General features: G+C 68.4%; 10 protein-coding genes and 2 pseudogenes. 5 read left to right on the top strand and 7 right to left on the bottom strand.

The window, feature by feature from the left end; genetic code table 11:
- The 4 genes from BMG07_RS37820 to BMG07_RS37805 form a co-directional block, all read left to right on the top strand.
- Nucleotides 1-408 (top strand): response regulator (locus BMG07_RS37820; protein WP_198088783.1); only part of this gene is annotated, 408 nt, incomplete at its 5' end.
- Nucleotides 409-501: 93 nt separating this feature from the next.
- Complete coding sequence (locus BMG07_RS37815) at nucleotides 502-1095, top strand: cytochrome b (protein ID WP_198088782.1); 594 nt, start codon at nucleotides 502-504, stop codon at nucleotides 1093-1095.
- The gene (locus BMG07_RS37810) at nucleotides 1092-1670 is read left to right on the top strand and encodes a YceI family protein (RefSeq protein ID WP_198088781.1); all 579 of its coding nucleotides are present in this window, start codon (nucleotides 1092-1094) and stop codon (nucleotides 1668-1670) included. The genes BMG07_RS37815 and BMG07_RS37810 overlap by 4 nt, the downstream gene beginning before the upstream one ends.
- Before the next feature lie 77 nt (nucleotides 1671-1747).
- Nucleotides 1748-2380, top strand: a complete 633-nt coding sequence (locus BMG07_RS37805) for a YceI family protein (RefSeq protein WP_198088780.1) — start codon at nucleotides 1748-1750, stop codon at nucleotides 2378-2380.
- Nucleotides 2381-2415: 35 nt separating this feature from the next.
- On the opposite strand, the gene BMG07_RS37800 is transcribed toward BMG07_RS37805, so the two are convergent.
- On the bottom strand, nucleotides 2416-2673 hold the full coding sequence (locus BMG07_RS37800; RefSeq protein ID WP_198088779.1) for a hypothetical protein: 258 nt from the start codon (nucleotides 2671-2673) through the stop codon (nucleotides 2416-2418).
- Between the two features lie 144 nt (nucleotides 2674-2817).
- Here BMG07_RS37800 and BMG07_RS37795 point away from each other — a divergent pair, with 144 nt between their 5' ends.
- Entirely contained in the window at nucleotides 2818-3459 is a 642-nt protein-coding gene (locus tag BMG07_RS37795; RefSeq protein WP_198088778.1) for a LysE family translocator, read from the top strand.
- Here the strand turns inward: BMG07_RS37795 and BMG07_RS37790 are convergent.
- From BMG07_RS37790 to BMG07_RS37765, 6 genes and pseudogenes are all read right to left on the bottom strand, one after another.
- Nucleotides 3456-5057 (bottom strand): phospholipase D family protein, encoded by a 1602-nt coding sequence (locus BMG07_RS37790; protein WP_198088777.1) that lies wholly within the window; start codon nucleotides 5055-5057, stop codon nucleotides 3456-3458. The two genes, BMG07_RS37795 and BMG07_RS37790, sit on opposite strands and share 4 nt — an antisense overlap.
- A gap of 10 nt (nucleotides 5058-5067) precedes the next feature.
- Nucleotides 5068-6689: pseudogene (gene rpoN, locus BMG07_RS37785) on the bottom strand (RNA polymerase factor sigma-54).
- An 18-nt stretch (nucleotides 6690-6707) separates the two neighbouring features.
- On the bottom strand, nucleotides 6708-7451 hold the full coding sequence (gene lptB / locus BMG07_RS37780) for an LPS export ABC transporter ATP-binding protein (RefSeq protein ID WP_269759799.1): 744 nt from the start codon (nucleotides 7449-7451) through the stop codon (nucleotides 6708-6710).
- Nucleotides 7372-8208, bottom strand: coding sequence for a lipopolysaccharide transport periplasmic protein LptA (gene lptA, locus BMG07_RS37775; protein ID WP_374221418.1), 837 nt, complete (start codon nucleotides 8206-8208; stop codon nucleotides 7372-7374). The genes lptB and lptA overlap by 80 nt, the downstream gene beginning before the upstream one ends.
- A 146-nt stretch (nucleotides 8209-8354) precedes the next feature.
- A pseudogene (locus tag BMG07_RS37770) lies at nucleotides 8355-9001 on the bottom strand (thiol:disulfide interchange protein DsbA/DsbL).
- A gap of 150 nt (nucleotides 9002-9151) precedes the next feature.
- A partial coding sequence (locus tag BMG07_RS37765; RefSeq protein ID WP_198088775.1) for an SPOR domain-containing protein occupies nucleotides 9152-9539 on the bottom strand: 388 nt, incomplete at its 5' end.

Here is a 9539-nt window from a genome sequence, read left to right as displayed (position 1 = left end):
CCCGCGCCGCAGGCCGGCGCCGACACGGCACAGACGCTGCCGCCGGGGCTGGCGGTGCTGGTGGTGGAAGACAACGCGGTGGTCGCCGACAGCCTGCTGGCGCTGCTGCGCCAATGGGGCGTGGCGCCGCGCGTGTACGCCAGCGCGGCCGAAGCGCTGGCGCTGGCCGACCTGCATGCGCTGGACGCGGCGCTGTGCGACATCCGGCTGCCCGGCGCGCTCGACGGCATTGCGCTGGCCGAGCGGCTGCAGCGGCAGAAGCCCTCGCTCACGATCGTGCTGATCTCGGCCGACATCAACGAGGCGACACATCGGCTGGCCATGGAGCGCGGCTGGCATGCGCTGCGCAAACCGGTCCAGCCCGACGAGCTCCACGGGATGCTGCTGAAGGCGCTGCCCCGGGGCTGAAGGGCGGAGACGCTGGGCTTGCTGGCACGGGCCGTGCAACAGTGTCACGGCTTCCGGGATATGCTCCGCGCACAGGCCGCCGGTCCTGCTCCGATGTCCGCCGACACTCCTTCTTCTTCCCCCGCCGCCGATCCGCGCAACCCGCGCTATGGCGGCGTCGCCATCGTGCTGCACTGGCTGCTCGCGGCCCTGATCGTGGGCTCGCTCGGCGTGGGGCTCTACATGACGGGGCTGCCGTTCTCGCCGATGCGCCTGAAGCTCTACAGCTGGCACAAATGGGCCGGCGTCACGATCCTTGTGCTGTCGGCGCTGCGGCTGGCGTGGCGGCTCGGCCACCGGCCACCGGCGCTGCCGGCCGCCCTGTCACCCTGGCAGCTGGCGGGCTATCGTGTCAGTCACACACTGATGTACCTGCTGTTCTTCGCAGTGCCGCTTTCGGGCTGGGCCTACAGCTCCGCGATGGGCATGCCGATCGTGTGGTTCGGCGCGCTGCCGCTGCCCGACTTCGTGCCGGTCGACCAGCCATTTGCCGAGGCGGTGCTCCAGCCGCTGCACAAGGGCTGCGCCTTCACGCTGGCGGGCGTCACGCTGCTGCACGTGGCGGCGGTGCTGAAGCACCACTGGATCGACCGCGACGGTCTGTTGAAACGCATGTGGCCCGCGCCACGCAAGGAATCCGCCGGATGAAGCGCCTCTGTCTTCTCGCCCCCTTCGCCCTGCTGGCGTTCGCGCCGGGCATTGCCGGCGCCGAGCCGCCGGCCGCCAGACTGCTGGCCGACAAGAGCCAGATCGTGTTCGTCAGCAAGCAGATGGGCGTGCCGGTGGAAGGCACGTTCAAGAAGTTCGACGCCCAGGTCGCCTTCGACCCGAAGAAGCCTGAGGGCGGCACGGTCGCCCTGCAGATCGACACGGCCAGCGCCGGCTTCGGCATTCCGATGAGCGACGCCGAGCTGCCCAAGGCCCCGTGGTTCGATGCCGCGCACTTTCCGCACGCCACCTTCCAGTCGAGCGCGATCAAGGCGCTGGGAGACGGCAAGTTCGAGATGACGGGCAAGCTCACCATCAAGGGCGCGACCAAGGTCGTGACGGTGCCGGTCGGCATTGCGGCGGCGGGCAGCAACCAGTCGGTTGCCACCGGAAGCTTTACGATCCAGCGGCTCGACTACAAGGTGGGCGACGGCGAATGGACCGACACCTCGGTGGTCGGCAACGACGTGCAGGTGCGCTTCAAGCTCACGCTCGCGGGCCTGGGGCCGCTGTGAACCGCCGCGCCGCGCCATTGCGCCCCCGCTCTTTCTCACTTCACTCCCCCTCGTTCATGACACCCCCACCCACCGCCATGAAGACGAAGCTCCTCCTTGCCGCGCTGCTGTCGGCCGCGGCCGTGACCGCCGCCACGGCGCAGGAATACACGGCGCCGCCGGTGGCCGTCAAACCCGCGGGCGGCCCGAAGAAAAATGCCAACTACGTGGTCGACCCGACGCACACCTTCGTGATGTACGAAATGGGCCACTACGGCACCACCACCAACCGGGGACGTTTCAGCACCAAGGACGGCTCGGTGCAGATCGACGGCGCCGGCACCAGCGGCAAGGTCGACATCACGATGGACATCAGCTCCATCAACACCGGCGTGGACCTGCTCAACCGCCATGTACAGAGCAAGGACTTCTTCAACGTGGCGGAATTCCCGACCGGCCGCTTCGTGGCCGAGCGCATCGATTTCAGCGGCGACAAGGTGGCCGACGTGCCGGGCACGCTCACGCTGATGGGCCAGACAAAGCCGGTGACGCTGAAGGCCGTGCGCTTCAACTGCTACCTGAGCCCGCTGATCAACCGCCAGGTGTGCGGCGGCGACTTCGAGACCACGGTGGAACGCAGCGACTGGGGAATTACCTGGGGGCTGAACTTCGGCTTCGAGAACAAGGTCAAGCTGCTGGTGCAGGTGGAAGCGGTCAACGTGCAGCCCTAGGCGCTTCCGGCGCCCGAGGCTGGCAGAACACCGGCTTACCTGGCGACGGTCTTGCGGGGGCGGGCCGCGGCAAGAGGCTCCCCGCTATCGTTTTTTGGGGCTTTCAGCCAGTTGCGGGCGGCGATCACCGCGCGCGGGAGATTCAGCAGCACCAGCATCCATGCGCCCATGGCAATGGTCATCAGCGCGCCGAACAGGATCTGCTCGGCCAGCGGTGCGTCGCTCCAGTAGAAGAAGCTCAGAAAAAACGACAAGATCAATGCCCAGATGGCCAGAACGTAGAGATTTTTCATTTTGTGCACCGCGGAAGTCGGTAGAGAAAATGTAAACCAAAAGTAACTCGAGTACTACTTAGAGTTTACTTTTCAATCCCCGATCAACGTGCATTTGTGCACGCTGTTCACCCTTTTCGGGTTTCCCCTCAGGAGTTTTCAACGATGGACAACACCCTTTCCCTGCTAGGCATCGCCGGCGCCATGGCCGTCGGCGCCATGAGCCCCGGCCCCAGTTTCGTCATGGTGGCCCGCACGGCCGTGACCTCCCGGGGCGACGGGCTGGCGGCGGCGTTGGGCATGGGCGCGGGCGGGCTGGTGTTTGCCATTGCGGCGCTGGCCGGGCTGCAGGCGGCGTTCCTGGCGGTGCCGGGGCTGTATCTGGCGATCAAGGGCTTCGGCGGCGCCTACCTGGTCTACCTGGGTTTTCGCATCTGGCGCGGCGCGCGCCAGCCGCTGGCCGTTACACAGGAAGTGGGTAACTCCCCCGCCCGGCAGGGCCGCGGCGGGCGTACGTTCCTGCTGGGGCTGGCCACGCAGGTCAGCAACCCGAAGACGGCGGTGGTCTACGCCAGCATCTTCGCGGCCTTCCTGCCGCGCGAGGTGCCGCTGGTGCTGGCGCTGGCGGTGCCGGCGGTGATCTTCTGCATCGAGACGGGCTGGTACGCCATCGTCGCGCTGGCGCTGTCCTCGGCGGCGCCGCGCTCGGCCTACCTGCGCTACAAGGCCTGGATCGACCGCGCCGCCGGCGGCGTGATGGGGCTGCTGGGCATCCGGCTGGTCTGGTCGGCGGTGCGCGGCAACTAGAGCAGGCTCTCGGGCGTCAGCGGCGCCAGGATCTCGAGCATCGTGCGGTCCCAGAAGCCCGAATCGGGCTCTTCGTGCAGCACGGTGATCTTGCCGGCGTCGTCGCTGACCCATTCAAGGCGGCTGTCGTTGCTGCCCTCGGCAAAGCGCAGCCGGTAGGCGCCCTGCTGCTTGAGCACGTCGAGCAGCTTGAGCATCTGCTGCGCCATTTCGGGGCTGTGGATGATCAGCCCGATCTCGGTGTTCTGCGACTCGGAGCGCGGGTCGAAATTCATCGACCCCACGAACAGCGTGCGCCGGTCGATCACGGCCGACTTGGCATGCAGCCGCCCGACCGAGGTGCCGAACAGCCCCAGCCGCACGCTGCGCCGGGTGCGCGTGGAGCTCAGCTCGTACAGGTCGGCGCCCAGCTTGAGCATGTCGGGCCGGTAGCGGCGGTAGGCGGTGTGCACCAGCGGCTCGTCGGTGGCGGCCAGCGAATTGGTGACCACGCTGATCTTCACGCCGCGCCCGCGGATCTCGCGCATCACCTCCAGCCCCGTGGCGCCCGGGATCAGGTAGGGCGAGACGATGGTCACCTCGGCGCGCGCGCGGCGCATCTGCTCGACCACGTTGTAGCGCACGCTGTCGACGTCCAGCAGCGGCACGCCGCCGTACGAGGCGGTCTTGCCGATCACGCGCTCGGGCGAGTCGGCGTAGGCCTCGGCCAGGGTCCAGATCAGGCCGAGCTTGCCGGCGTCCAGGTCGTCGGCCATCGGGCTGTAGCCCAGCAGGTCGTTGGGCGCGGGCGGCGGCGGCGGCGGGGTGGTCTCGGGGCCGGTGGCCGCGTCGAAACGGCGCTGCAGCTCCTCGCGCGAAAGCCCGGTCGTGACCACCGACTGCACGGGGCGAACGTAGATGCTGTTCCAGTACTGGTCGAACAGGCGGCCCAGCCGGGGAATGAGCGCACCGGTCACGAAGGTGTCGAGGTCGAGGAAATTCTCGCCCGCCGTGCGCGTGAAGTACTGGTTGCCGATGTTGCGCCCGCCCGCCACCGCCATCGCGCCGTCGGCGATGAACAGCTTGTTGTGCATGCGGCGGTTGACGCGGCTGAAGTCGAACAGCGATGCGGCGAAGCGCTTCAGCAGGCTGCCGCGCCCGGCCGGGAACGGGTTGAACAGGCGCAGCTCGACATTGGGCGTGGCGGCAAAGCCGAGCAGCAGCTCGTCTTCGCCGGAGGTGTAGAGGTCGTCCATCAGCACCCGCACGCGCACGCCGCGCTGGGCGGCGTCGCGCAGGGTGCGCAGCAGGTAGCGGCCGGTCTCGTCGTTCTCGATCTGGTAGTACTGCACGTCGAGCGTGCGCTGGGCGCGGCGCGCGAGCTGGATGCGGGTGTCGAAGGCAAAGTCGCCGCCGGGCATGAGCCGGAAGCCGCTGAGGTCGGGGTCGGGCTGGGAGGCCAGCGCGAGCTTGCCCAGGGCGGTGTCGGCCGACACCGCCATGGCCTGGGTGGGCGGGCGCGGCGCCTCGTCGGGCAAGGTGGCGCAGCCGGCGGCCAGCAGTACAGCCAGCAAGGCGGCAACCCAATGCCTCCAGCGCGACATCGGGTGAGGGCTCATCGGTGGCTTTCTACAGCGCCTTGCGCAGGTTGGCGGGCGCGATGCGCAGCGCTTCGCGGTACTTGGCGACGGTGCGGCGCGCGCACTCGATGCCCTGCTCTTTCAGCATCTCGGAAATCTGGCTGTCCGACAGCGGCTTCTTGATGCTCTCGGAGCTCACGAACTGCTTGATCAGCGCGCGCACCGCCGTGCTCGACGCGTTGCCGCCGGTCTCGGTGCCCAGCGCCGAGCCGAAAAAGTACTTGAGCTCGACCGTGCCGAACGGCGTGGCCATGTACTTGGCGGTGGTCACGCGCGAGATGGTCGACTCGTGCAGGCCCAGCTCGTCGGCGATTTCGCGCAGCACCAGCGGGCGCATGGCCAGCTCGCCGTGCACGAAGTAGCTCTTCTGCCGCTCGACGATGGCGTTGCTCACGCGCAGGATGGTGTCGAAGCGCTGCTGGATGTTCTTGATGAACCAGCGCGCCTCCTGCAGCCGCTGCGACAGCGCCTGGCTGCCCTCGCCCTTGTGCGACTTGAGCGCGCCGGCGTAGATGTCGTGCACGCGCAGGCGCGGCATGACTTCGGGGTTCAGCATGACGCGGAACTTGATATTGGTGCCGCGGCCCGTCTTGGTGACGATCACGTCAGGAATGACGATGTTGCGCTCGACGTCGACAAAGCGCCGGCCCGGCTTGGGCTCCAGCCGCGCAATGATCTGCAGCGCCAGGCGCACCAGCTCTTCGCTGCTGCGGGTGAGCGTGGCCAGGCGCTTGAAGTCGCGCCGCGCGAGCAGCTCCATCGGCTGCTTGCAGATGGCGATGGCGATCTTGTAGACCTGCGCCTGTTCCTCGCCTTCCGCGTCCTTGGCTTGCCTGGCGTCTTCGGCCGCCAGCGCGCGCAACTGGATGCTCAGGCACTCGCCCAGGTCCCGCGCGCCCACGCCCACGGGCTCCAGGCTCTGCAGCAGGCCGAGCGCCACCTGGAAGTGGTGCACGAGGTCGTCGAACTGGTCGTTGTCGTCGCCGGCCAGGCCCGAGGCCAGCGCGGGCAGCGAATCTTCGAGGTAGCCGTCGTCGTTGAGCGATTCGATCAGGAAGCGCAGCGCGGCGCTGTCGTTCTCGTTCAGGCGCAGGCTCAGGGCCTGCCGGTGCAGGAACGACTGCAGCGACTCCTGGCTGCGCGCCAGCTCGGTGGCGTCGGCGCGCTCGTCGTCGCCCAGGTTGTTCTGGCGCGCGGGGGCGTCGCTGCCCCACTCGCTGTCGTCGGGCGCCATGTCGACGGTGCCGTCGCCCTCCCAGTCGGGCTCGCGCTCGGTGATTTCGGCGGCGGGGCCGTCGGCATCGGCCGTAGTGGTGGTGGTGCTGGTCTCGGAGGAAGTGCTCGACGTGCTCGTGGGCGGCGGGGTGAAGTCGCCTTCACCCGACTCGCCGGCCTCGTCGCGCGCGGGACGGGCGTGTCGACGGCGTCGAGCCCGAACTCCTCGCGCGCGGCTTCTTCCGCCGTGCGCTCCAGGAACGGGTTCTCGTCGAGCATCTGCTCCACTTCCTGGCTCAGCTCGAGCGTGGAGAGTTGAAGCAGGCGGATCGACTGCTGCAGCTGGGGCGTCAACGCCAGATGCTGCGAGACGCGAAGGGACAGCCCTTGCTTCATGGAGAACCCGACCCTTCCTTACATGCGGAAGTGTTCGCCCAGGTACACCCTGCGTACCTCGGCGTTGTCGACGATCTCCGAGGGCGTGCCTTGTGCCAGCACGTGCCCGTCGCTGATGATGAACGCGTGATCGCAGATGCCCAGCGTTTCACGCACGTTGTGGTCGGTGATGAGCACGCCGATGCCGCGCTCCTTCAGGAAGCTGATGATCCGCTGGATCTCGATGACGGCGATCGGGTCGATACCGGCAAAGGGCTCGTCCAGCAGGATGAAGCGCGGCTGGGTGGCCAGCGCGCGCGCGATTTCGACGCGGCGGCGCTCGCCGCCCGACAGCGCCAGCGCGGGCGAGTCGCGCAGGTGGTCCACGCGCAGGTCGGCCAGCAGCTCGGACAGGCGCTCTTCGATGTGCTGCTTCGACAGCGGCGCCAGCTTGCCGTTGGCGTCGGGCTCGTGCTGCAGCTCGAGCACGGCGCGCACGTTTTCCTCGACCGTCAGCTTGCGGAAGATCGAGGCTTCCTGCGGCAGGTAGCTCAGGCCCATGCGCGCGCGGCGGTGGATGGGCATGTGGGCGATGGGCTCGCCGTCGATGGTGATGTCGCCGGCGTCGGCGCGCACCAGCCCGACGATCATGTAGAACGAGGTGGTCTTGCCGGCGCCGTTGGGGCCGAGCAGACCGACGACTTCACCCTTCTGCACGTCGAGCGAGACGTCCTTGACGACCGTGCGGCTGCCGTAGCTCTTCTTCAGGCCGCGCGCGACCAGGCGACTGCCCGGCGCGCCATTGGCTTCCTGGGTACCAGCGGTTTCGATCACTTGCGGGTTTCTCCCTCGCCACCGAGCGTGGTGGTCGAACGCAGGCCGGTGCCGGGCGCCGGCACGGGCGCGGCCGGGGCGGCGGGCTTGGCGCCGGCCGGTGCGCCGGGCACGGGCGCGTGGCGGCCTTGGGTGTCAGGATGGTCTTGACGCGGCCGCCCGGGGACGACGCGTTGACGGCGGTGTTCGGCGGCACGGTCGAACCGTTGACCGTGTAGGTGTCGTTGCTCTGGTCGTAGACGATCAGGGCGCCGGTGCTCACGTCGTTCGGCGTGGAGCCGAGCAGGCGGCGCATTTCGGCGTTGCGGATGAACTTGACGTTGTCGGCGCGGCTGTCGTACTCGATGACTTCCGACTCGCCCTCGATCCACTCGTCGGGCGCGTTGCGCTTCTGCTTGTAATAGGCGCGCTTGCCGGGCGCCGCAGTGACCACCCCGTACTGGTAGCCCTCGGCGTCCTGGCGCACATCGAGCCGCGCGCCGCGGATGATGATCGTGCCTTTGGTTACCAGCACGTTGCCGGTGAACACGCTCGTCTGCTTGAGGTCGTCGTAACGCATGGCGTCCGACTCGATGTTCATGGGCTTGCTGCGGTCGGCGGTCTCGGCCAGGGCGCCCGAGGCGAGGCCGGCCAGCAACAGCGCGCCGACGGCCAGGCGGCCGATGCGACGAAGGAAAGGGGTGGTGGAGTAAGAATGCGTTGTCATAGAGGCACGAAACTTGCTCGGCATTGTATGCGGCTGACGGCGTCAGCCTGCACGTACAGATGAAAAAGCCCGCCGAAGCGGGCCACCGATGTGCCCCTTGCAAGGGGCTGGCGCTGCGCCGCGAAGAAGTGCGCGCAGCCTGGGGGTCAGCCCTTCTTGGCTTCGCCGACGAGGTAGTTCACGACCTGCAGCACCTTGGCCATGCTGCCGGCGGTTTCGCCGTCCACGTACCAGCGGCCGGCCACGGCCATGGCCGGCACGCCCGCCACCTTGTAGGCGTCGGTCATCTGCGAGGCGCGCTTGGCCTTGCTGGCCACGCCGAACGAGGTGAAGACTTCCTTGAACTTGGCGCCGTCCAGGCCGTTGGCGGCGGCCCAGGCAATGATGTTGGCGTCGCCGTTCACGTTCTGGCGCTGCGCGTGGATCGCGTTGAACACCTTCGGCTGGTATTCGTCGACCTTGCCCATGGCCTCGAGCGCGTAGTACAGGCGCTGCTTGGCTTCGACGTCGTTGCCCACGAAAGGCACCGGGATGCGGCGGAAGGCGACTTCCTTCGGGGCCGTCTTGACCCAGGCTTCGAGCGTGGGCTCGAAGTCGTTGCAGTGCGGGCAGTTGTACGAGAAGAACTCGACCACTTCGATCTTGCCGGCCGGCGCATCGACGGGCACGCGCTTGTCGAGCACCAGGTACTCGGTGCCGGCCTTGGCGCGCGCGCCTGGGCGTGGGCCGGGTTGGCGGCCAGGGACAACAGCCCGAGCGAAGTGGCGGCCAGCGAAAAGTCACGACGTTTCATTGAAAGGGTTCTCCAGTTGGTACCGCAGACTGAGCCGGCGCGCGGCGGGGAGTTCCCCCGCCCACGGCGCGCCCAAGGCAACGAATGGTGGCGGCAAATGCCGCGCGGCGAAGCTTAAAGGCTAATCGTGGCCGCCGCTCGCGGGCGGCTTCAGCGCTGCACGCGGACCAGCGCCGACTCCAGGCCGCCGCCGTCCAGCCGCGCCTTGAGGCGGTCGGCCTCGTCCTTCTTGTTGAACGGGCCGGCGCGCACGCGGTAGACGGTGCGGCCCGCCTGCTCGCGCTCGGTGACCTTGGCTTCCACGCCCATCAGCGACAGCTTGGCACGCTGCGCCTCGGCGTCGTCGGTGGTGCGGAAGGCGCCGGCCTGCACGAAGTACATGAACGGATCGGCGCCCGAACTGCTGGCGGCGCTGCTGCTGCTCGGCGCGGCCGACGCGGTGGTCGTGCTGCCGGAGCCGCCGCCCGAGCGGGCGCGGGCCAGGTCGCCCAGCGGGTCGTTCGACGGCGGCAGTGCGTTGGCCTCGGCCGGAACCGGC

Origin of the sequence: Variovorax sp. E3 (assembly GCF_016082275.1) — a bacterium.
Classification (GTDB): domain Bacteria; phylum Pseudomonadota; class Gammaproteobacteria; order Burkholderiales; family Burkholderiaceae_C; genus Variovorax.
This window is presented reverse-complemented; position numbering and strand designations above follow the sequence as displayed.

Bases quoted from the DNA above. Each gene is read 5' to 3' on its own strand.
- BMG07_RS37815 (WP_198088782.1), top strand. From the start codon at position 502: ATGTCCGCCGACACTCCTTCTTCTTCCCCCGCCGCCGATCCGCGCAAC.
- BMG07_RS37810 (WP_198088781.1), top strand. From the start codon at position 1,092: ATGAAGCGCCTCTGTCTTCTCGCCCCCTTCGCCCTGCTGGCGTTCGCG.
- BMG07_RS37805 (WP_198088780.1), top strand. From the start codon at position 1,748: ATGAAGACGAAGCTCCTCCTTGCCGCGCTGCTGTCGGCCGCGGCCGTG.
- BMG07_RS37800 (WP_198088779.1), bottom strand. From the start codon at position 2,673: ATGAAAAATCTCTACGTTCTGGCCATCTGGGCATTGATCTTGTCGTTT.
- BMG07_RS37795 (WP_198088778.1), top strand. From the start codon at position 2,818: ATGGACAACACCCTTTCCCTGCTAGGCATCGCCGGCGCCATGGCCGTC.
- BMG07_RS37790 (WP_198088777.1), bottom strand. From the start codon at position 5,057: ATGAGCCCTCACCCGATGTCGCGCTGGAGGCATTGGGTTGCCGCCTTG.
- lptA (WP_374221418.1), bottom strand. From the start codon at position 8,208: ATGACAACGCATTCTTACTCCACCACCCCTTTCCTTCGTCGCATCGGC.